21 protein-coding genes are annotated in these 20,964 nt (G+C 60.4%); 13 read left to right on the top strand and 8 right to left on the bottom strand.

The genetic code is table 11. From position 1 onward, the window contains the following. Positions 1-50: 50 nt before the first annotated feature. The 5 genes from PMI35_RS16025 to PMI35_RS16005 all read right to left on the bottom strand — a co-directional run bounded on the left by PMI35_RS16025 (position 51) and on the right by PMI35_RS16005 (position 5,641). Entirely contained in the window at positions 51-710 is a 660-nt protein-coding gene (locus PMI35_RS16025; protein WP_008059832.1) for an amino acid ABC transporter permease, read from the bottom strand. Further along, on the bottom strand, positions 707-1,348 hold the full coding sequence (locus PMI35_RS16020; RefSeq protein ID WP_008059833.1) for an amino acid ABC transporter permease: 642 nt from the start codon (positions 1,346-1,348) through the stop codon (positions 707-709). Before PMI35_RS16020 ends, PMI35_RS16025 begins: the two co-directional genes overlap by 4 nt. Next, on the bottom strand, positions 1,348-2,157 hold the full coding sequence (locus PMI35_RS16015) for an amino acid ABC transporter ATP-binding protein (RefSeq protein WP_008059835.1): 810 nt from the start codon (positions 2,155-2,157) through the stop codon (positions 1,348-1,350). The genes PMI35_RS16020 and PMI35_RS16015 overlap by 1 nt, the downstream gene beginning before the upstream one ends. A gap of 13 nt (positions 2,158-2,170) precedes the next feature. Further along, positions 2,171-3,478, bottom strand: coding sequence for a M24 family metallopeptidase (locus PMI35_RS16010; RefSeq protein WP_008059837.1), 1,308 nt, complete (start codon positions 3,476-3,478; stop codon positions 2,171-2,173). 126 nt (positions 3,479-3,604) lie between these two features. Beyond that, complete coding sequence (locus tag PMI35_RS16005) at positions 3,605-5,641, bottom strand: NADH:flavin oxidoreductase (RefSeq protein WP_008059839.1); 2,037 nt, start codon at positions 5,639-5,641, stop codon at positions 3,605-3,607. 125 nt (positions 5,642-5,766) lie between these two features. Here PMI35_RS16005 and PMI35_RS16000 point away from each other — a divergent pair, with 125 nt between their 5' ends. The 3 genes from PMI35_RS16000 to PMI35_RS15990 all read left to right on the top strand — a co-directional run bounded on the left by PMI35_RS16000 (position 5,767) and on the right by PMI35_RS15990 (position 9,249). Continuing rightward, positions 5,767-6,414 (top strand): TetR/AcrR family transcriptional regulator, encoded by a 648-nt coding sequence (locus PMI35_RS16000; RefSeq protein WP_008059841.1) that lies wholly within the window; start codon positions 5,767-5,769, stop codon positions 6,412-6,414. Positions 6,415-6,829: 415 nt separating this feature from the next. Beyond that, complete coding sequence (locus PMI35_RS15995) at positions 6,830-8,446, top strand: arylsulfatase (protein WP_008059843.1); 1,617 nt, start codon at positions 6,830-6,832, stop codon at positions 8,444-8,446. 260 nt (positions 8,447-8,706) lie between these two features. After that, on the top strand, positions 8,707-9,249 hold the full coding sequence (locus PMI35_RS15990; RefSeq protein ID WP_008059845.1) for an ATP-binding protein: 543 nt from the start codon (positions 8,707-8,709) through the stop codon (positions 9,247-9,249). Between the two features lie 30 nt (positions 9,250-9,279). Here the strand turns inward: PMI35_RS15990 and PMI35_RS35300 are convergent, their stop codons facing one another. Both PMI35_RS35300 and PMI35_RS15985 read right to left on the bottom strand, forming a co-directional pair. Then, positions 9,280-9,570 carry an FCD domain-containing protein gene (locus PMI35_RS35300; protein WP_008059847.1) on the bottom strand — a complete coding sequence of 97 codons (291 nt, stop codon included), beginning with the start codon at positions 9,568-9,570 and terminating at the stop codon, positions 9,280-9,282. A gap of 78 nt (positions 9,571-9,648) precedes the next feature. Continuing rightward, entirely contained in the window at positions 9,649-10,527 is an 879-nt protein-coding gene (locus tag PMI35_RS15985; RefSeq protein WP_008059850.1) for a LysR family transcriptional regulator, read from the bottom strand. 145 nt (positions 10,528-10,672) lie between these two features. Here PMI35_RS15985 and PMI35_RS15980 point away from each other — a divergent pair, with 145 nt between their 5' ends. The 9 genes from PMI35_RS15980 (at position 10,673) to PMI35_RS15940 (ending at position 18,308) form a co-directional block, all read left to right on the top strand. Further along, complete coding sequence (locus tag PMI35_RS15980) at positions 10,673-11,410, top strand: AzlC family ABC transporter permease (protein ID WP_008059852.1); 738 nt, start codon at positions 10,673-10,675, stop codon at positions 11,408-11,410. Then, positions 11,407-11,733: an AzlD domain-containing protein gene (locus tag PMI35_RS15975; RefSeq protein ID WP_008059854.1), complete on the top strand. Its 327-nt coding sequence runs from the start codon at positions 11,407-11,409 to the stop codon at positions 11,731-11,733. The genes PMI35_RS15980 and PMI35_RS15975 overlap by 4 nt, the downstream gene beginning before the upstream one ends. Positions 11,734-11,835: 102 nt before the next feature. After that, the gene (locus PMI35_RS15970) at positions 11,836-12,363 is read left to right on the top strand and encodes a Csu type fimbrial protein (protein ID WP_008059855.1); all 528 of its coding nucleotides are present in this window, start codon (positions 11,836-11,838) and stop codon (positions 12,361-12,363) included. Between the two features lie 107 nt (positions 12,364-12,470). Beyond that, on the top strand, positions 12,471-13,001 hold the full coding sequence (locus PMI35_RS15965; RefSeq protein WP_008059857.1) for a Csu type fimbrial protein: 531 nt from the start codon (positions 12,471-12,473) through the stop codon (positions 12,999-13,001). 21 nt (positions 13,002-13,022) lie between these two features. Next, complete coding sequence (locus tag PMI35_RS15960; protein WP_008059859.1) at positions 13,023-13,559, top strand: Csu type fimbrial protein; 537 nt, start codon at positions 13,023-13,025, stop codon at positions 13,557-13,559. A gap of 4 nt (positions 13,560-13,563) precedes the next feature. Further along, positions 13,564-14,064 carry a Csu type fimbrial protein gene (locus PMI35_RS15955; protein WP_008059861.1) on the top strand — a complete coding sequence of 167 codons (501 nt, stop codon included), beginning with the start codon at positions 13,564-13,566 and terminating at the stop codon, positions 14,062-14,064. A gap of 44 nt (positions 14,065-14,108) precedes the next feature. Then, complete coding sequence (locus tag PMI35_RS15950) at positions 14,109-14,897, top strand: fimbrial biogenesis chaperone (RefSeq protein ID WP_008059863.1); 789 nt, start codon at positions 14,109-14,111, stop codon at positions 14,895-14,897. Positions 14,898-14,991: 94 nt separating this feature from the next. Beyond that, positions 14,992-17,349 carry a fimbria/pilus outer membrane usher protein gene (locus PMI35_RS15945; protein ID WP_008059865.1) on the top strand — a complete coding sequence of 786 codons (2,358 nt, stop codon included), beginning with the start codon at positions 14,992-14,994 and terminating at the stop codon, positions 17,347-17,349. After that, positions 17,346-18,308 carry a Csu type fimbrial protein gene (locus PMI35_RS15940; protein WP_008059866.1) on the top strand — a complete coding sequence of 321 codons (963 nt, stop codon included), beginning with the start codon at positions 17,346-17,348 and terminating at the stop codon, positions 18,306-18,308. Before PMI35_RS15945 ends, PMI35_RS15940 begins: the two co-directional genes overlap by 4 nt. Positions 18,309-18,357: 49 nt before the next feature. On the opposite strand, the gene PMI35_RS15935 is transcribed toward PMI35_RS15940, so the two are convergent. Continuing rightward, the gene (locus PMI35_RS15935) at positions 18,358-19,482 is read right to left on the bottom strand and encodes an agmatine deiminase family protein (protein WP_008059868.1); all 1,125 of its coding nucleotides are present in this window, start codon (positions 19,480-19,482) and stop codon (positions 18,358-18,360) included. Positions 19,483-19,842: 360 nt separating this feature from the next. Here PMI35_RS15935 and PMI35_RS15930 point away from each other — a divergent pair, with 360 nt between their 5' ends. Beyond that, the gene (locus tag PMI35_RS15930) at positions 19,843-20,859 is read left to right on the top strand and encodes a GlxA family transcriptional regulator (protein WP_008059872.1); all 1,017 of its coding nucleotides are present in this window, start codon (positions 19,843-19,845) and stop codon (positions 20,857-20,859) included. The last annotated feature ends 105 nt before the right edge of the window (positions 20,860-20,964 follow it).

The raw sequence follows: 20,964 nt of genomic DNA on the forward strand, positions 1-20,964 counted from the left end.
CTTTGCAATAAGAGAGCAGCAGCCGAAAACGGCGTGAGTGGCATTTGTTGTTATGGCTGGCTGGGTGCCAGTCTTTTTTCCAGCGCTGCCACGCCCAGGGTCGCCGGGGCACAGACAGCGGCATACATCAAACCGGCCAGGATCAGCACCGGCATGTACTCAAACGTGGAGGAACCTATGGAGGACGCCCGGCTGACGATTTCTGGTAGGGCGATGGTGAAACACAGCGACGAGGCCTGGAACATCATGATCGAGAACCCCAGCAGCGACGGCAGCGCTACCCGCAAGGCCTGAGGCAGGATCACAAAACGCAGGGCGTCGAACCGGTTGAGGCCGATCACCTCAGCGGCCTCGGTTTGCCCTGGGGCCACCGCCTCGATGCCACCGCGAATGATTTCACTGGTGTAGGCCGCCGTGCAGTACGCCATGGCCAGCGCGGCAGCCCAGAACGAGGTCAAGGTCAGGTTGACGCTGGGCAGGCCAAAGTAAAAATACTGCAGCAGGATCAACGCCGGCGCACCGCGCCCAAGCTCCACGATGACCAAAGACGGGTAACGCAACCAGCGGCTCGGGGCCGAGACACCGAGTGCCAGCACCAGCCCCAGTACAATACCCAGGCCCAGGCTCACCGCCGTGACCTGCATCGACAGCACAAAGCCCTTCCACAACTCCGGCAGCCATTGGGCCCACATCGTCAGCAGTTCGCTCATCGGGCAATCCTCTGTTTCAACGTGGCCGAGAGCCAACGGGAGAACAAGGCCACCGGCACGCTGAGCACCAGGTAAACCACCGCCGCCGCGCTGTAGACGCTCAGGCCCTGAAAGGTTTGTTGTGAAACCTGATAGGCCTGGAAGCTGATATCGCCGACGCCAATGGTCGAGGCCACGGCCGAATCCTTGAGCAGGCCAATGGCGTAGGTGGCCGAGGTGGGAATGGCGATGCGCACCAACTGCGGTAACACCACATCGAAAAACCGTTGCGATGCCGACAGGTTAAGCACATAGGCGGCTTCGAACTGCCCGCTGGGAATCGCCGCGAAAGCACCGCGGTACACCTCGGACATGTGCGCCGCCGTAATCAGCCCCAGGCCGACCACTGCCGCGGTAAACGGCGACAGGCTGATATAGCCGCCACCGATGCCAAAGAAGATGAAAAACAGCCAGACAATCGGCGGAATGGAGCGCAGGGTCAGCACCAGCATGGCCGCCAGAAAACGCAGGGGCTTGACCCTGGACAGGCGCAGGGCACAGATCGGAAACCCCAGCACCACGCCGACGCAGAAGGCGAGCACGGTGACGGCAATGGTCCACGGCACACCGTTCAACAGCATCATCAGGATGTCTTGCATCAGCGATTCCTCACGGCCTGGAGGAACTGGATCACCCGTTCATGCCCGGGCTGACGCATCACTTGCTGGCTCGGCCCCTGCTCGATGATTCGCCCCTCGGCCATCACCACCACGCGGTCGGACACGGTTTCGGCGAAGTGCATTTCGTGGGTCACGACGATCATCGACATGCCTTCGCAGGCGAGCTCTTTCATCACCGCCAGCACCTCCAGGCCCAGCTCGGGGTCCAGCGCCGAGGTCGGCTCATCGAACAGCATCAATTCAGGGTCCAATGCCAGGGCGCGGGCGATGGCGATCCGTTGTTGCTGGCCACCGGAGCAGCGCGCCGGATAATGCTGGGCCTTGTCGGCCAACCCCACGCGTTCGAGCAGTTGCATGGAGCGGGCGTCGGCCTCCTTGGCGCTGCGGCCCAAGGTACGGATTTGCGCCAGGCTGACATTGCGCAGTACCGTCAGGTGCGGAAAAAGATTGAACGACTGGAACACCATGCCAATGCGCCGGCGCAGCTTGAGCAGCTCTGTACGGGGCAACGTCTTGCCAGCTTCGATGTGCACGCCATCCATACTGACCCGGCCCTGGGTCGGCGGCTCCAACTGATTGATACAGCGCAGCAAGGTACTTTTGCCCGAACCACTGGGCCCGATAATGGCCACCACCTCGCCCTTGCTCATTTCAAAACACACGTCGTGCAGGACGGGATAGGGGCCAAACTGTTTATGAATGCCCTCCAGGCGCAAGAACGGTTCGGCGCTGGCCACTGGGCGCGGCGCCAAGGAGGGTGCGGTTTCGATCACGGTCATACTGCTCATGGTTTTGCTCCAGCTATCGATCGCCGTCGACTAAGGGCGTGCGCGAAAGTTTTATCGGCCCGTTGGCGCTGATCAGCACCTGTTCTTCGAGCTTCACCCCTTCCCCACCGCCTTGTTCACCGATGTAACTTTCCACCGACACCACCATGTTTTCCTCGAACAGGCCGTCGTAACCCCACTCGGCGAAATCCACGGCGTAGGCGACGCTGGGGTACTCGTCCACCAGGCCGACGCCGTGCAGCATCATCATGTAGCGGTTGTGCTCAAATCGCTTGGGCACAGGCCAACAGTGTTCGGCAAACTCGCGAAAGGACAGGCCCGGGCGCAGCAGTTCGACGTTGTGGTTGATCTGCTGCGAGGCGATTTCCAGCAAGTCGCGCTGGGTCGTTGTCGGCGCCTTGCCGGGGCAGACGAAGCTGCGAGAGATGTCCGAAAGGTAACCACCGGGCCCGACCATGTCGGTGTCAAAACAGACCATCTCACCGGCCTTGATGACCTTGTCGGTGGCGTCCTGGAACCACGGGTTGGTGCGCGGCCCGGAGCTGAGCAAGCGGCTTTCGGCCCATTCCCCGCCGTGCGCGACATTAGTCCCGTGCATGATGCTCCACAGCTGATTTTCAGTGACCCCCGGCACCAGGCTTGTGCGCATCCGGGCAATGGCCAGATCGCACACGCCCATGGACACCCGGTGGCTGGCAACCTCTTCAGCCGATTTGATCAAGCGTGCCTGCTCCATCAACGGCTGCGCATCGAACAGTTCAATGCCCTTATGCGTCAGGCGCTGCGCGCCCCAAGGGTCACAACGGTCCACCGCCAGGCGGCGATTGCCGCCACCGTGGCGGGCCATCAGGTCCGCCACTTCCTGGGCCCAGCGCTCGGCTTTTTCCTGCACCCGGGGGCCAGCAAGAAAATACAGCCAGGGAATCGCCGGGCGAATTTCATCGATGGTTTCCACGTGCTCGCTGTTGTGCCGGCTGCTGGTGAACTCGAACAGCACCACCGGGCCGTCGGTGGCCACGAACACATAGCGGCTGGGCGAGTGCATCACCCACAAACCGAGGTTATTGGTGTCGGTGGCATAGCGAATATTGATCGGATCGGCCAACAGAATGCCGGCGTAGTCCTGGGCGCGCAGTTGCTCGCGAATGCGCTCCAGGCGGTAATGACGCAGGGCTTTGCGGTCGATGGCGGTATACGCATCGAGTAACGCCGTGTCGACCGGCGCCAGGGCATGTTCAGTGACCTTGGCATCGCTGCGAAAGCGCAGGTCGCGTTCGGTTAACGCTGTGAGCAGCTCAATGGAATCAGAACCCGTATGCATGCAACAACCTCCGCTGGGAAGAGTTTGATGTTCATCAAATCAATCAGACCAACTGTCGGGGCAGTAACTAAAGGCTTCTAAATCAGGTGATGGCTGTCTTTTATTGTTGTGGGTGACACACGACAGCTAGAGGTCCTTGACCAGCCGCAGGGCATCGTAGATGGCCGCATGGGTATTGCGCGACGCCACGGCATCACCAATGCGGAACAACTGGAAGCGCCCTTCGGGGTTGCTCGCAACGGTTTGCGGCTTGCCGACAATCAGGTCCATGTACTCCACGGCGCCTTCGTTGCTGGCCAAGGGCTTGAGTTCGAAATACAGATCGTCCAGCGGCCGGGTGCCGTGGTTGACCACCACCTGATCCACCAGGCGTGTTTTAGTCAGGTCGCTGTAATCGGTGCCGATCGTAGCCAGCAATTGGTCGCCTTGTTTCTCCACAGCCTTGAGCCGGTAGGTGACGGTAAAGGTGGTGTCCAGTTGCTGCAACGAGCGCATATAGGGCACCAGGTTCATGCCCATGACTTCCGGCGCGAACGAGCGGTCGGGGGTCATGATTTCAGTCTTGGCGCCACTGCGGGCGATGAATTCGGCAGCTTGCAGGCCGGCGTGGTCGCCCGCATCGTCGTACACCAGCACATTGCGCCCAGGCTTCACGTCGCCGGAAATAATGTCCCAGCTTGAAACCAGGAATTGATTGCCGTGTTCCAGCACTTCGGTGTGCGGCATGCCCCCGGTCGCCACGATCACCACGTCGGCATTTTCATCGAGAACAATCGCGGTGTCGGCCCAGGTGTTGAAGTGAAACGTCACGCCAAGGCGCTCGCATTGCGCCATGCGCCAATCGATGATGCTGATCATTTCCTTGCGCCGCTCGGACTGCGCGGTCAGGCGAATCTGTCCGCCGGGTTTGTCCGCCAGCTCATACACCACCACCTCGTGGCCGCGCTCTCCCGCCACCCGTGCCGCTTCCAGGCCACCAGGGCCGGCGCCGACAATCACCACTTTGCGCTTGCGCGCAGCCTTGGGTATTTCATGAGGCATGGTGGTTTCACGCCCGGTCGCGGCGTTGTGGATGCAGTAGGCAGCGCCAGCGTTGTAAATGCGGTCCAGGCAATAGTTGGCGCCCACGCAAGGGCGGATATCGTCTTCACGGCCTTCGATGATCTTGCGCACGATATGCGGGTCGGTCATGTGCGCGCGGGTCATGCCGACCATGTCCACCAACCCCGAGGCAATGGCATGACGCGCCGTGGCCACGTCGGGAATTTTCGCTGCATGGAAGGTCGGGAAGCCGGTCAGCGCCTTGATTTCGCCGGCGAAGTCCAGGTGCGGGGCATTGCGCATGCCCTGGATCGGGATGATGTCGGTCAGCCCGGCATCGGTGGCGATGTTGCCGCGGATCACATTAAGGAAGTCGATCATGCCACTGTCTTTCAACAGTTGGGAGATCTGCAAGCCCTCCTCTTTTTGCAGGCCCCCGGCGAGGACTTCGTCCCCGGTGTAGCGAATGCCGACGATAAATTCCGGGCCCACGCGTTTGCGAATGGCCGTGAGCACATCGAAGGTAAAGCGCAGGCGGTTTTGCAGCGAGCCGCCGTACGGCCCTTCCAGTTCGTTGGTCAGTGGCGACCAGAACTGGTCCATCAAGTGGCCGTAGGCTTGCAGCTCGATGCCGTCCAGGCCGGCGGCTTTCATGCGTTCGGCGGCATCGGCGTAGTCGCCAATGATGCGGTCGATGTCCCACTGTTCAAGCTGCTTGGGGAAGGCGCGGTGTGCGGGTTCCTGATTGTGGGAGGGCGACACCACCGGTAGCCAGTCGCCTTTGTCCCAGCGGGTACGCCGGCCCAGGTGAGTGAGCTGGATCATCACCGCCGCACCATGTTCGTGGCACTCGTCGGTCAGGTCTTTCATCCAGCCGACCACTTCGTCCTTGTAGGCCAGAATGTTGTTGAACACGGGCGGGCTGTCACGGGAGATCGCGGCGGAGCCAGCGGTCATGGTCATGGCTACACCGGCTTTGGCACGTTCAACGTGGTAGGCCCGGTAGAGCTTTTTCGGCATCCCGTCTTCCGGGTAAGCCGGTTCGTGGGAGGTGGTTATGATGCGGTTACGCAGGGTCAAATGCTTGAGGCGATAAGGCTGAAGTAGCGGATCGTTTTTCATATCGGTCTCGCAGACAGGTCATCAGGCACGCCGACAATATGCCCCTGTGTACACCAGTGTCAATACTCTTGACACTGGTGTACAGTTGACCACGAAAAGCAAATTCAGACAGGGAAGAAATGCCCATGAAAGCAACCACCTCAACGGCGGAACAGGCAGGCCGAGGTTCACTGGAAGGCTGGCTTAATGCGGCCTACGAGAGTCTGACCGAGTCAGGCGTCGATGCCGTGCGAGTGATGCCGCTGGCGAAAAAACTGAATTTGTCGCGCACCAGCTTCTACTGGTTTTTCGAAGACCGCGATGCCTTGCTCGCAGCCTTGATCGAGCAATGGAAAAACAAGAACACCTTCAACCTGGTGAGCAAATCCCAGGCCTATGCCGAATCCATCACCGAGGCGATTCTCAACGTCTTCGACTGCTGGCTGAACAGCGAATTGTTCGACTCGCAGTTCGAGTTCGCCATGCGCAGTTGGGCGCTGCAATCACCGGAAGTGGCGCAGGAAATCGGCGAGGCTGACGCGCAGCGCGTCGAGGCATTGCGGCAGATGTTCGACCGTTTCGGCTTTGAACACGATGCTGCGATTACCCGCGCCCGTACGATCTACCTCACGCAAATCGGCTACATCAGCATGAAAACCCGGGAACCCCTGGCCCAGCGCATGCGCTACATCCCCGAGTACCTGAAGATTTTCACCGGCAGGGAGCCGGAAGCCCGTGAGCTGGAGCGCTTTTATCAGCGCAACGGTTTTAGCGGTGCCGATTTGAACGTCTAAAAGCATCGACTCACAAGCCGGTTTCTATGAACTTGCGCGCGGCCCACCTTGTTTTCGAGCCTGTCTCGGCCTTCCCAATACCTGACTGAATTGGCTGCATGAGGCAGTCCTGGAAGGACGCCAGGGCGATTCGCTCATTTGCAGCGTGCTCTTTTGGCCGATTTCTGTTTGTCGTCACCGTCAGCTTTGGGTCTTTTTCTGCCGGCCACAAGCCTTAGATCGGCTTGAAAGCGGCTGTAGGTATGCGCTGTGGAAATGAAAGATTGAATCGAAATAACAATTTTCACATCGATTTCAAATACGTCACTGGAGGATTGGCATTCATACCTACGCTAGTTTCGGGGGGTTCCGTATTTCGGGAAGGCAGTTGGAGGGAATTTCTCGAAATACTCTCGAAAATGCAAAGGAGTTCGAAATGAACCACAACATTTTCTCTGCGGTGTTCGCAGCCACAGCGCTGCTGTCGGCGATCGCACTGCCTGGATTATCCCTGGCGGACGATAAAACGGTGCCAAACATACTGGTTATCATGGGCGACGATATCGGCTGGTCGAACATCGGTGTCTACAACCAGGGCATGATGGCCGGCAGAACACCCAATCTGGACACCCTTGCCTCCGAAGGCATGCGCTTCACCGACTACTATGCCGAAGCCAGTTGCACGGCAGGCCGTGCCAACTTCATTACCGGCGAACTACCGATCCGTACCGGCATGACTACGGTGGGCCAGGCCGGCTCACCCATCGGTATTCCCTCCCAGGCGGTGACGATTGCCACCGTGCTCAAGTCCATGGGTTATTCCACCGGTCAGTTCGGCAAGAACCACTTAGGCGACCTGAACGAGTTCCTGCCCACCGTGCATGGTTTCGACGAGTTTTTCGGCTACCTGTATCACCTCGACGCCATGGAGGATCCGGCCCACCCCAACTACCCGCAAGCGCTGCTGCCCAAGGTTGGCCCGCGCAACATGGTCCACAGTTGGGCGAGCACCACTGATGATGCAACCGTAATGCCGCGCTGGGGCAAAGTGGGCAAACAGAAGATCGAAGACGCGGGCACCCTCTACCCTGACCGAATGAAAACTGTCGACGACGAAATCCGTGACAAGGCATTCAATTTCATCGACAAGGCCAAGCAGGACAACAAACCCTTCTTTGTCTGGCTCAATCCGACACGCATGCACATCGTCACCCACCTCTCCGACAAGTACCAGGCCATGCGCAATGCAGAAAATGGCTGGTCCGAACAGGAAGCCGGCATGGCGCAGCTCGATGACATCGTCGGCGATGTCATGGCCAAGTTGAAGAAAGACGGCCTGGATCAAAATACGATCGTGGTCTTCACCACGGACAACGGCGCGGAAAACTTCACTTGGCCCGATGGCGGCCAGACGCCGTTTGCCATGGGCAAGGGGACTGTCATGGAAGGTGGCTTCCGCGCTCCGGCGATCATCCGCTGGCCGAACAAGGTACCCGCGGGGCAGATCGCTAACGGCATCATGTCGGGTATGGACTGGTTTCCGACCTTCATCGCCGCGGCAGGCAACCCGAATATCACGAGCGAACTTCTAAAAGGCAAGCAACTGGGTGACACGACGTACAAGGTTCACCTGGACGGCTACGACCAAACCCCGATGATCACCGGCAAAGGTCCGTCCAATCGTCATGAAATTTTCTATTTCGGCGAAAGCAATTTGGGCGCGGTGCGTATCGACGATTACAAGTATCGTTTCATCGATCAGCCTGACGGCTGGCTCGGTGCAAAGACCAGTATCGACGTGCCTGTTCTGACCAACTTGCGTCTGGATCCGTTCGAGCGCGCCGGATGGCCGCAAAACCAGGCGGCCAATGGCTCCATGCAGTACTTCGATTGGTTTAAATTCCAGTTCTGGCGCTTCGTGTTCGTTCAGCAGGAGGTTGCAAAACTGGCTGAAACGGCCATCGAGTTCCCACCGATGCAAAAAGGTGCGAGTTTCAACCTCGACTCGGTGAAAGCCAAGATCGAGGCCGCGAGAGCAGCGATGGCCAAGTAATCAAAGGCCAGAACGTTAATGGATCACATGGGTGGTGGTCAGAACCTGCCACCCTTTTTCGTATGGAATAGATTCCGCGCAGCTGTAACGACAACCACGCATGCCACCGCATCCACCGGCAGCAATTGGCCGATTTCTGCCCTTGGCGACAGGCCGCTATCGGCCAGATGCAATCATTTACAATCCCGAAAAAGTGAGACTCAGCCGGTTATGAGATATCTTCCTGACCTCGAAACCGACTTGTATTCATGGAGGAAAAATTGCGGATTTACATTACAGGTGCTTCGTGTGCGGGCGTGACCACTTTGGGTCAAAGCCTCGCGACTCTGCTCGGTGTACGGCATGTCGATGTCGATGATTTTTTCTGGATGCCCACCAACCCTCCTTTTACGACCAAGCGACCTGCCAGTGAGCGCGTGTCATTGATCCAGCAAAAACTCGGTGACGACGATTGGGTGCTGACCGGTTCTTGTATGGGTTGGGGGGATGCGCTGATTAACCATGTCGATCTGATTGTATTCGTTCTGACAGCAACGCCCGTTCGCCTTGAACGGCTGGCCGCACGTGAAAAGGAGCGTTTTGGAAACCGGATAGCACCAGGGGGTGACATGCACGGGATACATGTCGCCTTTCGGCAATGGGCCTCACAGTATGACGATCCAGGCTTTTCAGGACGCAACCGAGCGTGGCACGAGGCGTGGATATCTGAGCAAACGGCGCAGGTCTTACGGATTGACGGGATGAACAGTGCTGAAAAGATGGCTGCAGATGTCATTCATGCGTTGTCGCAAGTATCGCAATAGCTCGAAACCAGGACGGCCAAGACACGACTCTCAACGCGCTTTATACGCAACGGATTGGAAGACACCTACCTCCACGAGCATCTCCACTAACGCCTCTGGCCATACCGTTTCTCCAGTAGATCTCAGCTCGTGAGCGTGCACCGAATCGGTGGTGGTCTGGTAATGGCTGGCCAGCAGCTCGCACGCCTTGTCGATGTCCTTGGCCAAGGCGGAATCCATCAGCTGTCGATGCTCATGGGGCACATCACGCTCGGTGCTCGTGGCGTAGTGCATCGAGAGGAAACGATAGCGTGCCGTCTGGTCACGCAGAGACGCACACAAGCGCAGCAGCGTTATCGTTCACGACCATCGCGAGCAAGCTTTGCTCCTGCAGGGGAATGCATTCAAATGTACGAGCCTTCATGCCAACTGCATCAGCGCATCCTCCACCGCAGCCACCAACCGGTTGCTCCTGGCCCCTGGCAGCTTCCAGGAAGCGATGACCATGCCCAGTGGAACCGGATGATCTAACGGTGCAACCAGTTCCCCGCTGTCCAGATAGCGCTGGATGAGACTGCGCCGACCAATGAGCACACCCGCGGCCAGCAGGGCTTGCTGCACGGCGATGGAGTACAGGGAAAAACCGGGACCGCGGGCAACGAATTTCTGGGTCGGCATCACCGAGCGGGTCCATACCTCCCAGTCGCTCCATACCACATCCGCGATACAGCGCACGTTGGCCAGATCGCCAGGATGCCTGATTTGGCCAGCCAGGGCAGGCACACAAACCGGCAATAGCTCTTCGACGGCAAGCATGCGCTGCCCGCGCTCGAGCTGCTCGGTGTAGAACAGGCACAGGTCGAACGGGCTGCGTTTGAGGTTGGGCGGCTCGTCGACGGCGGTGACCGAAATTTCGATGGGTGCCAGCATTTCCGTAAGGCGTGGCAGCCGTGGTCCGATCCACAATTGCGCCAGCGCAGGGGACGTGACGATATGTACCCGCTGGGGTGCAGACAGTTGCCGAAGGGTGCGGGCGGCGTCTTCGACCGCATCGAATGCCTCTATGAATTGTGCCTTTATGCTCTCGCCCAGTGCCGTCAGCCTGACCCCCTTCGCGTGTCGCTCGAACAAGGCGGCGCCATATTCATTTTCCAGCGCCTTGACCTGGGCTGCGATTGCGCCTGGGGTTACCTTCAACTCGCTTGCCGCCCGGGCGAAACCGCCAAGGCGAGCGGAGGCCTCGAAGGCGCGCAGTGCATTGAGTTGCAGGGTGTGCCTGATGGGTGAGTCGAGAAACATATCGTGAGCCTCATTTTTTCTAGGCCTAATATTTCAGAAATCTGCCGTTGTTCCCAGATGGCACGCGCATTATTTTGATTAGGCAACCGCTCTGATACGGCTCTCTGCGCGCAACGATCAGGTTGATCACTTTCAAGGAACTCAAATGAACTATCGAAGTGGGACGCAGGCCTTCCTGCACGGTGCTCAGACCGCCTCCCCGCTCACCACCGGGGTCATTCCCTTTGGCTTGATCGCTGGCGTCAGCGCCGCCGGGATGGGCATGTCACTTACCACCACCATGGGCATGACGCTGCTTTTCTATTCCGGGTCGGCGCAGATTGCCGTACTGCAGCTCCTGCAAAATGGCGCCCTGCCAGTGACCATGGTGGTCACCGCACTGGTGATCAATCTTCGCTTCCTGATGTACAGCGCATCGTTGGCGCCGCACCTGCACCACTTGCCCCGGCGCAAGACCTGGCCCATGTCCTACCTGCTCGCCGACCAGGTGTTCGCATTGTTCAGCCTGAGATCGGCCTGTGGCGACCTGGGACGATACGCTTTTCACTACTACACCGGGGCGGCGCTCACGATGTGGCTCGGCTGGACGCTTGCGGTGCTGACGGGGGTCATCCTGGGCGCGCGCATCCCCGAAGCGTGGTCGTTGGGCTTTGCGATTCCGCTGTCATTCCTGGTGCTGCTGATCCCCAGTATCCGCAATGCTGCCGCGCTCTGTGCCGCCGTGGCAGGAGGTGCGTTGGCGGTGCTGGCAGTCGATTTACCCTACAACCTGGGCATGCTGACGGCCTCCCTTGGCGGCGTCATCGTCGGCCTGACCGTCGAGCACCTGCGAAAAGACCAGGACACCGCACAAGGCAATGACGCCGAACAGGAGGCATCATGAGTGAACTATCCCAGTGGGGCCTGTTCCTGCTGATCGGCGCCGGCACCTTCGCGATTCGTCTGTCGTTCATCGAGTTTTATGGAAGCTTGCGCATTCCACCGCTACTGCGCCGTGCCTTGCTGTACGTGCCCGCGAGCGTGTTGGCTGCGCTGGTAGTGCCGGCGGTGGTGTACCCGGATCGACACGCAGCGTTCGACTGGAGCAATCCGCAAATTCCCGCGGCAATACTCGCAGGCCTGGTGGCCTGGCGAACAAAAAGCACCTTGCTGACGCTGGCGGTCGGCATGGGCGCATTGTGGGCACTGAAATACTGGGGCGTTTAAAAAACAGCGGTCAATGGATCCAATTTCCGCCCCATCACTGGCGATTTCCCCGTGCATTGCTAACCTCAGTCCTACAAGACATCCCTCACAAGGAGTGGGGCCGTGGATGGACGTGTGGTATTGGCAGTCTTGGGCGTAGGGCTCAGTGCAACGTTGTCGGCCGCCGAACTCCAGGTGCAGGTTCGGGTCGATGTGCAACGTGGCTGCCAACTGGTCGGACAACAACGCAGTTCGGGTGTCGAGCAATTGGGCGTGCTCGACTTCGGCAGCAGCGCGCGCCTGGACAATCCCGCCGGGCCCCTCGGGGCGGCCCTGATGAACGAGCGCCTGCCAAGGCTCGAATGCAATCCCGATACCCCTTATCAATTACGTGTCGATGGCGGCCTGCACGGTGGCGTCGGCGACGTTCGCTACATGGCCGGTAGCGCCGAACACAGCAAACCCATCCCCTATCGACTCTATCAGGACCCGGCGCGGCGAATTCCGCTGGCGGTGGATGTGCCGGTGAGCGGTCGCGTGCCGGATACCGGCTCGGTGGATCTGCCGTTGTACGCCCGCATCGAACCCATGGCACAGATACCCAGGGCCAGCCGCTATTCGGATCTGGTGAAGGTGACGCTCACCTGGTAATCGCATGAGCAGTCAACAACCCAGGCGAAGTCCGGGTTACGCAGGGACGGAGGCGTTCGCCAACGAACGACCGTGTTTTTAATCCAGAGGGAATTGGGATTGGTGTCATGACCAGGTTCTGGAAGATATTCGCCGTGGGCGCGCTGGTGCTGTTGGCCGGTGTCGCTCAAGCGGCCGTCAGCGGGCAGATCCAGGCGCGGCTGACCCTTATTGCCGGCTGCGAAGTGACTAACGGCGGCAATCCCGATAGCCCGGCCGGCGACTTGGGCACCCTGGATTTCGGCCAGCAAGGTCCAACGTGGAGCACCCCGATCAAGGCCAGCATCAGTGATGAAGCCAGCGGCAAGTTGAACGTGGCCTGCAACCCTTCGGTCACCGGCTTCACCGTCACCATCGATGGCGGCACCCATGGCGACGGCACCACCCGGCGCCTGAGCAACGGCCGCCAGACCATCGCTTATCAATTGTTCCTCGACGCTTCCGGCAACCGCAGCTACAGCATCGGCCAACAACACAATTTCGCTGTCACCAGCGGGGCGCAGATACCGATTCCGGTATTCGGCTCGGTGGTGGCCAATACCCGCGCGTTACCCGCCGGTGTCTATTCCGACACCCTGACGGTAACGCTCGACTGGTAACCCCGTAGAGGACGGACAACCATGCGTACGCTTGCATCAAGGATAGGTTTGTCATTGCTTGGCCTGACGCTGGCGTCCGGCGCCCAGGCTGCCACCACGGTCACTGGCCAGATCACCTCCAGCCTGATCCTGACCAGCAGTTGCCAGGTCAACGGTTCCGGCGGTTCTACCGGGCTCAATTTCGGCGCCCTGAACTTCGGCACCGCCAACAGCCTGTTCACCACGGCCACGGGGCAAGTGCTGGGTGGAGGCGGCGGCGCGCTGTCGATTCTTTGCTCGGCTGGCACCACGCCAACGGTCAAGGTGCGCGCCGGGGCCCACGATGGACTATCGCCGGGCGGGACCCGGGCGTTGTACGACGGTGTCGCCAACTATGTGCCGTACGACCTGTACACCGATGCCGGGCACTCGCAGCTCCTGGCGATCGACGGGGAGATCAACCTCGCCGCCAGCACCGGCGTGGCGCAGACCGTGAACATCTACGGCCAGGCGGTGGGCAAGGCCGGTTTGCCGGCGGGCACTTACACCGACACGATTTCCGTCGAACTGACGTTCTAGCGCCATGCGTCGGCATGGCTGCGCGGCGCTGCTCCTGCTCGGTGCGGGTTTACTGCCGTTGCCGCTCACGGCGGCGACCAGCCAGAGCTTCCAGGTCAGCGCCACGGTGACGGCCGGCTGCCTGGTGGTCGGTGGGGTTTCCAATTACGGCAGCCTGAATTTCGGCAGCCGCTCGGCGCTGGCCAGCGGCACGGTGCAAGTCGCACTGACCGGGGGCGTGCAGCTGCAATGCACGCCGGGCGTGACCCTGAATATGAGCATCGATGGCGGACAGTACAACAGCGGTGGGCGACACATGCAGCTGTCCACCGGCAGCAACCGGGTGGCGTATCAACTGTTTCGCGACGCGGCCTACAGCCAGACCCTGGGGATCGGGCAAAGCGTGGCGGTGGCGTATGGCGATGCGAACAACATCAGCCTGCCGATTTACGGCCAGGTGCAGTTACCGGGCAATCAACCCGGGGGGACGTACAGCGATGTGCTGCAAGTGCAGCTGTCGTGGTGACGGGGCGAACCGATAAGGCCGGACGGACTAAAAGGAGCAGGCACATGTATTCACCTTCAGGGCGATGGTTGGTCGTCGGTCATACGCTGTTGGCACTGCTGTGGTTGGGGGCAACCAGGGCGCAGGCGGCCAGTTCGGTGCTGATCTGGCCGATCGATCCGGTTCTCGAGGCAGATCAACAGGCCAGTGCCTTGTGGCTGGAAAATCGCGGCAGCGAGACCGCCAATTTGCAGATACGCGTGTTTGCCTGGAGCCAGAGCGGCTTCAGCGATCAATACCAGAACCAGCGCGACGTGATCGGCAGCCCTCCGGTGGCGAAGATCGAACCGGGCCAGAAGCAACTGGTGCGCCTGACCCGCACACGGGAAGTCCCGCCGGGCCAGGAGCTGGCCTACCGCATCATCATCGATGAAATTCCCTCGGCGAAACCACCGGAGGCGGACGACGGCAAGACCGCGGCGGCGATTCGTTTCCAGATGCGTTATTCGGTGCCGTTGTTCGCCTATGGCGCGGGCCTGTGGAGCAAGGAAGACACCACCCGCCAGCGCGACCCGAAAGGCATCGGCCTGCCGGATTTGAGCTGGCGCACGGTGGCCGTGGACGGTCGTCCGTATGTCGAGGTGCGCAACCAGGGTGCGGTGCATGCGCGCCTGACCGATGTGGCGCTCAAGCACGGCAGCCAGACTCGGCCGCTGGTGGACGGCTTGCTGGGGTATGTGTTGCCCGGCGCGATCATGCGCTGGCCTGCGCCCGGCCCGGTGGCTGGCGACCCGGCGTTGCAGGTGCGAGTCAATGGCGCGCCGCAGGTGCAGAGTATTGCGCCGGCACGGTGACCGGCTTTTGATGCTGTTGTGGGAGCCTTTTGCCTGCTGTTGAATTGCAGGTGGAGTAAAGGAGATAAAGTCCATTGACGGACGGAAAGCGGTAATGAGCCAGGGTTGGGCTCGCAGTTTGCGGCGTCCGTTGTGGGCCATGGGCTGTGCGTGTTGCCTGGTGGTTTTTCATCACGCAGAGGCCGGTGACCTGCCGCCTCCGCCCAGCGGCATGGAGGCAGTTGCCAATGCGCAGTTGTTCCTGGAACTGGTGGTCAACCAGATGAACACCGGACGAGTGGTGGCGGTCGAGCAGCGCAACGGGCAATTTTTCCTGCCCGCCAGTGCGCTGCATGAAACCGGCATGAAACTGCCGCAAGACATCGGCGCCGAAGTCGGCCTCGACAGCTTGCCGGGCCTGCACAGCGAGTACGACAGCAACGCCCAGCGCCTGTTGCTGGAGGTACCGCCCGACTGGCTGCCGGAGCAGTTTATCGGCCGTCGCCAGAACTATCCGCGTACCGAGGCAATGAGCAGCTTCGGCGCCCTGCTCAACTACGACCTGTACCTCAACGACACCGATGATGCCGGCACTTACCTGGCCGCGTGGAACGAAGTGCGGCTGTTCGATGACTGGGGCACGCTGTCCAACACCGGGCAATATCGGCGCACCTTGTCCGGGGACGCGGTTGACACGCGCAGCAATGGTTACCTGCGCTATGACACCACCTGGCGCTATTCCGATGACGATCGGCTGCTGACCTACGAGGCAGGCGACCTGGTCAGCGGTGCCCTGCCCTGGAGCAGTTCGGTGCGCCTGGGTGGCGTGCAACTGTCGCGGGATTTCGGCGTGCGCCCGGACCTGGTGACCTACCCCTTGCCGCAGTTCGCCGGCGAGGCCGCGGTGCCGTCGTCGGTAGACCTGTTCATCAACGGCTACAAGTCCAGCAGCGCCGATCTGCAACCTGGCCCTTACACACTGACCAACATTCCGTTCATCAACGGTGCCGGCGAAGCCGTGGTGGTCACCACCGACGCCCTGGGACGCCAGGTCTCGACCACGGTGCCGTTCTACGTCACCAGCAGCCTGTTGCAAAAAGGCCTGTCGGATTTTTCCGTGGCGGCCGGCACCTTGCGCCAGGACTACGGCCTGCAGGATTTCAGTTATGGCCCCGGCGTGTCGTCCGGCAGTTTGCGCTACGGCCTGAGTGACAACTTCACCCTGGAAAGCCACGCTGAAGCTTCGGACACTCTGGCGCTCGGCGGCGTTGGCGGCAATGTGCGGCTGGGCAATTTCGGCGTGCTCAACAGCGCCGTCAGCCAAAGCCGGTTCGAAGGGGAAACCGGCCAGCAACTGAGCCTCGGTTATCAATACAACAGCCAGCGCTACAGCTTTTCCTGGCAGCGTCTGCAACGGCGTGATCAGTATGCCGACCTGACCGTGGTCGACAGCCCCTACACCACCCTCAGCAAACGCAGTGAACAGGCGACCCTGAGCGTTAATCTCAACACCTGGGGCAGCCTGGGCGCCGGGTATTTCGACGTGCGCGCGGCGGACGACTCGCGCACCCGCCTGCTCAACCTGACCTGGAGCAAACCCTTGTGGCGCAACACCAGCTTTTACCTGTCGGCCAACCGCGAGATCGGCGACAGCAACTGGGCAGTGCAGGCGCAACTGGTGATTCCGTTCGACCTGCGGGGCAGCCTGGCCATCAGCAGTGAACGCAGCAAGAGCGGCCAATCGCAGCAGCGGGTCAACTACAGCCGCGCCGTGCCGACCGAGGGCGGGGTTGGCTTCAATCTCGGCTACGCCAAGGGCGACGGCCCCGATTACCGGCAGGCCGACCTGACCTGGCGTTTGCAGTCGGTGCAGTTGCAGGCCGGGGTCTATGGCACCAGCGATGCCGAAACCCGTTGGGCCGATGCCAGCGGTTCGCTGGTGTGGATGGACCGCCAGGTGTTCGCCGCGAACCGCATCGACGACGCGTTCGTAGTGGTCAGCACCGATGGCTACGCCGATATTCCGGTGCGCTACGAAAACCAGCAGGTGGGCCAGACCGATCGCAACGGCCACTTGCTGGTACCGTGGAGCAGCGCCTACTACCGCGGCAAATACGAGATCGATCCGCTTAACCTGCCGGCCAACGTGCGCAGCCCGAACGTCGAGCAACGCATCGCGGTGCGGCGTGGCAGCGGCTATCTGCTGGAGTTTCCGCTAAGCCGGGTGATCGCGGCGAGCATCGTGCTGGTGGACGCGCAGCAGCAGGAGTTGCCCTTGGGCAGCGGTGTGGTGCATGAGCAGAGCGGCACACAAACCGTGGTCGGCTGGGACGGCCTGGTGTACCTGGAAAACCTGCGGGCGCAGAATGATCTGCGGGTGACGCTGGGCGATGGCAAGACCTGCCACGTGCAGTTTGCCGCCGACCTGACGCAGAATCAGATCCCGCTGATCGGGCCGTTGGTGTGCCGATGAAGTGGCTGATGCTGCTGGCGCTCTGGCTGCCCGTCCCCGCCTTGGCCTTGTGTTCGGTCGTCAGCACTACGCCAGTGGGATTCGGCTCATTGAGTTCGATTGCGGTGCGGACCACATCGCAACCCGGTTCCACGCTCAACGGCGGCTTGAGTTGCACCGGCTCGCTGTTGACGTTGCTGACCAACGACGATCACTTCTGGGCCACTGTCACGTCGACCCAGAGCGGTTTGCGCGGTCCCACCGGCGACATCATCGGCTACACGATCTACGCCAACAACAGCACCAGCTTCCCGCTGACCCGCGGCACCGCCTACGACTTCGCACGCAACGGCATCATCGATGCGCTTGGCCTGCTCGGTGGCACGGTGCCGAAAACCGTGCCGCTCTACCTCGGCACGACGATTGGCAGCAACGTGGCTGCCGGGGTCTACACAGAAACCCTGAGCATTTTCTGGAACTGGAACTACTGCTCGGGTATCGGCATCGGCAGCGTTTGCCTGGGGCGTGATATCAGTAGCGGCACTACGACGCTGACGGTGAACCTGACCGTGGCCAACGACTGCACCATCACCGCCCCGAACATCGCCTTCGGCAGCGCGCCGGTGGTCAGCGCCTTTACCGCGGTGACCGGGCAGACCATCAATCTGGCTTGTACCAAAGGCAGCGCCTACACCGTGGGGCTGAGCGATGGGCAGAATGCGGTCAGTGTCGGCGGGCGGCGACGGATGATCTCGAGCGGCAATTATCTGGCCTATGACATTTTCAAAAGTGCCGGCACGACCCGCTGGGGAAACGTGGGCAGTGCGCGTCGGGCGAGTTCCGATGCCGAGGTCAATCCGGGAAATGGACTGGGCACGGGGAGCCAGATCTTCAATTACAACGCGAAGATCTATACCGATCAGGCGACTCCGCCAGCGGGGACTTATCTGGACAGTGTGGTGTTGGATGTGGGGTTTTGATGTTTGCTAGCTGACCCGGAGTTTGTGGATGTCCCCTGCTCGCTCCTGACTAAGCCAAAGGTTGGTGACTGGTCACACAGTGGATGCCGCCACCACCTGCGGCGATTGCGTCGATGTTGAGCTGCACCACCTCACGGTCCGGGTAGAGTTCAGACAACAGGTCAAAGGCTTTCGTATCGGCTGCCTTATCACCGAACTGGGGCGCAATGACCGCACCATTGATCACGAAGTAATTGATGTAGCCGGCGGCGAAGTCTGGATTCCTTTTGCTGAATTCGTTCTGTCGTGGATTCATCGGTGGAGAGACTGTATGCACTTGCAGCCTGCGGCCTTGCGCATCAGTGGCATTCTTGAGAATGTCCAAATGGGCAAGCGTCACCTTGTGGTCGTATGACTCAGGGTCGTTGTCCAGGTTGGCGATCACCACCCCGGGCTTGACGAAGCGGGCGTAGAAGTCGACATGGGCATCGGTGATGTCCTTGCCTTTGATTCCAGGCAGCCAGATGATTTTGCGCAAACCCAGCCTCGCTTTAAGTTCTTCCTCTACCTCTGCCTTGCTCCAGTCGGGGTTGCGGTTGGTATTGATCCAGCTGCTTTCGGTCATGATCCCCGTGCCGTGGCCATCCACTTCGATACCGCCCCCCTCGCCCACCACCTCGCTGCGGATGTAGCTGGCATCCGCTTTCCTGGCAACCAGAGCGGCCAGTTGTGCATCATCGCCATGCTGCTGTTTGTTGCCCCAGCCGTTGAAGTTGAAATCCACGGCACCGAGCCCGCCTTCGTCATCAATCACAAAGTTGGCCCCGATATCGCGCATCCAGATATCGTCCAGTTCCGTGGTAACAAAGGTGATGTTGCCCGTACCGCATTTTTCTTCGGCCAAATCCCGCTCGCTCTCGCGACAGAACACCGTGACCGGCTCATATTCGGCGATGGTGCGAGCGATCAGGCCCAGGGCATCTTGCACGCTGGGTGTGAAGTCTTCCCAGATGGCTTCCTGTGCACCAAAAGCGACGAAGGCCCGCTCGTGTTTGTCGCCCTCATCCGGCATATGCCAGCTCCCCTTGACGGCTGCTTGCACTCGGGAGGCACTCAGGCCCAGTCCCATGGACGCGGCTGCGCCCAGACCGGCAACTACCGATACCTGTTTTATGAACTCGCGACGTGTCGACATGTACGTATCTCTCAATTCACCCGGGATCAATCGTTCGCAGGTGACATCACCAGGAAGAATTACCCATGCAGTCCTGGCAGGCATGCTACGGCTGCAAAAACAGGTCAACAAACGATGTTTTTTGCAGAGAACTGATTAGAGGTACTTATCAAAGCCAAGCACTGCACGCCCCCCTCCAGCGAATCCAGACTCATGGCATCTTGCATGCATATTCCTTTCGTCACGGTCTATTGACCGGACACTCGATGTAAAATCCTGAAGCCTGTAAACAGGGCTTACAATCACAAAAACGAGATGACGCCACCCGTATTGGCAGCTTGCCGCGGAGCACGTCACTGATGCAGTCGAGGAGCGGTAATAATGGCGAAACTCCAGGTGGCGAAACCCGCCGCAGGACGCTCGGCGAATGAACAACAGCCCGTGAAAACCGTGGGTTTCCTGGTCATCCCCAACTTCACCACCATCGGCTTCGCCTCCGCCGTGGAAACCCTGCGCATGGCCAACCTGGCCGCGCGCAAACCGATGTTCCGCACCGTTATCATCGCCGCCAGCCTGGACCCGGTGACGGCCAGCAACGGCATGCGCATCCTGCCCGACCACAGCATCACCGATGCACCAAAGCTGGACATGCTGTTCGTTGTCGGATCAAACCCGATCGTCTCCAACCACAGCAGCCGACCACTGCTCAATTGGCTACGCAAGCTGGCGCATGATCAGGTGCCACTGGGCGGGATTTGCACCGGCAGCCACTTGTTGGCGCGCGCCGATCTGCTCAAGGGCTATCGTTGCACGATTCACTGGGAAGACATCGAAGCACTGAAGGAGCGTTTCCCGGGAATCATCATTTCCAACCAGCTGTTCGAGCTGGACCGTGATCGCTACACCTGCTCCGGTGGCGTGGCTTCCATGGACATGACCCTGCAGTTGATCGCCCGCGAACCCGGTGGTCGGGACATCGCTGCCCACACCGCCGAGTTGCTGTTGTGTGACCGGATCCGGGGGGCGCAGGAGCAACAGCGTGTGCCATTGCGGCAGAAGCTGGGCACCTCGCAGCCCAAGCTCAGCCAGATGGTGGCGATCATGGAAGCCAATCTCGAGGAGCCGGTGGGCCTTGAGGAACTCGCGCGATTGAACGAGGTGTCGGTGCGCCAGCTGGAGCGTCTGTTTCACAAGCACCTGCAACGCACGCCGAGCCAGTACTACCTGGAGTTGCGCCTTGCACGGGCGCGACAGCTATTGCTGCGCAGCGAATCGCAGGTACGTGACATCGCCCTCGCCTGCGGCTTCGTTTCGCCGGCGCATTTCTCCAAATGCTACAGCCGGTTCTTTGGTGTATCGCCCATTGGTGAGCGCAAGCAGGTGGCAGCCGTACATTGATACTGGCCGCACTGGCCTCATCGCGAGCAGGCTCACTCCTACATTGAACCGCGTCCGTCAGGACAACTCGGTCAACTGTAGGAGTGAGCCTGCTCGCGATGGCGT

It is taken from the genome of Pseudomonas sp. GM78, assembly GCF_000282475.1.
Classification (GTDB): Bacteria; Pseudomonadota; Gammaproteobacteria; order Pseudomonadales; family Pseudomonadaceae; genus Aquipseudomonas.

Coding starts and splice junctions, on each gene's coding strand:
- PMI35_RS16025 (WP_008059832.1), bottom strand. CDS start 710: ATGAGCGAACTGCTGACGATGTGGGCCCAATGGCTGCCGGAGTTGTGG.
- PMI35_RS16020 (WP_008059833.1), bottom strand. CDS start 1,348: ATGCAAGACATCCTGATGATGCTGTTGAACGGTGTGCCGTGGACCATT.
- PMI35_RS16015 (WP_008059835.1), bottom strand. CDS start 2,157: ATGAGCAGTATGACCGTGATCGAAACCGCACCCTCCTTGGCGCCGCGC.
- PMI35_RS16010 (WP_008059837.1), bottom strand. CDS start 3,478: ATGCATACGGGTTCTGATTCCATTGAGCTGCTCACAGCGTTAACCGAA.
- PMI35_RS16005 (WP_008059839.1), bottom strand. CDS start 5,641: ATGAAAAACGATCCGCTACTTCAGCCTTATCGCCTCAAGCATTTGACC.
- PMI35_RS16000 (WP_008059841.1), top strand. CDS start 5,767: ATGAAAGCAACCACCTCAACGGCGGAACAGGCAGGCCGAGGTTCACTG.
- PMI35_RS15995 (WP_008059843.1), top strand. CDS start 6,830: ATGAACCACAACATTTTCTCTGCGGTGTTCGCAGCCACAGCGCTGCTG.
- PMI35_RS15985 (WP_008059850.1), bottom strand. CDS start 10,527: ATGTTTCTCGACTCACCCATCAGGCACACCCTGCAACTCAATGCACTG.
- PMI35_RS15980 (WP_008059852.1), top strand. CDS start 10,673: ATGAACTATCGAAGTGGGACGCAGGCCTTCCTGCACGGTGCTCAGACC.
- PMI35_RS15975 (WP_008059854.1), top strand. CDS start 11,407: ATGAGTGAACTATCCCAGTGGGGCCTGTTCCTGCTGATCGGCGCCGGC.
- PMI35_RS15965 (WP_008059857.1), top strand. CDS start 12,471: ATGACCAGGTTCTGGAAGATATTCGCCGTGGGCGCGCTGGTGCTGTTG.
- PMI35_RS15960 (WP_008059859.1), top strand. CDS start 13,023: ATGCGTACGCTTGCATCAAGGATAGGTTTGTCATTGCTTGGCCTGACG.
- PMI35_RS15955 (WP_008059861.1), top strand. CDS start 13,564: ATGCGTCGGCATGGCTGCGCGGCGCTGCTCCTGCTCGGTGCGGGTTTA.
- PMI35_RS15950 (WP_008059863.1), top strand. CDS start 14,109: ATGTATTCACCTTCAGGGCGATGGTTGGTCGTCGGTCATACGCTGTTG.
- PMI35_RS15945 (WP_008059865.1), top strand. CDS start 14,992: ATGAGCCAGGGTTGGGCTCGCAGTTTGCGGCGTCCGTTGTGGGCCATG.
- PMI35_RS15940 (WP_008059866.1), top strand. CDS start 17,346: ATGAAGTGGCTGATGCTGCTGGCGCTCTGGCTGCCCGTCCCCGCCTTG.
- PMI35_RS15935 (WP_008059868.1), bottom strand. CDS start 19,482: ATGTCGACACGTCGCGAGTTCATAAAACAGGTATCGGTAGTTGCCGGT.
- PMI35_RS15930 (WP_008059872.1), top strand. CDS start 19,843: ATGGCGAAACTCCAGGTGGCGAAACCCGCCGCAGGACGCTCGGCGAAT.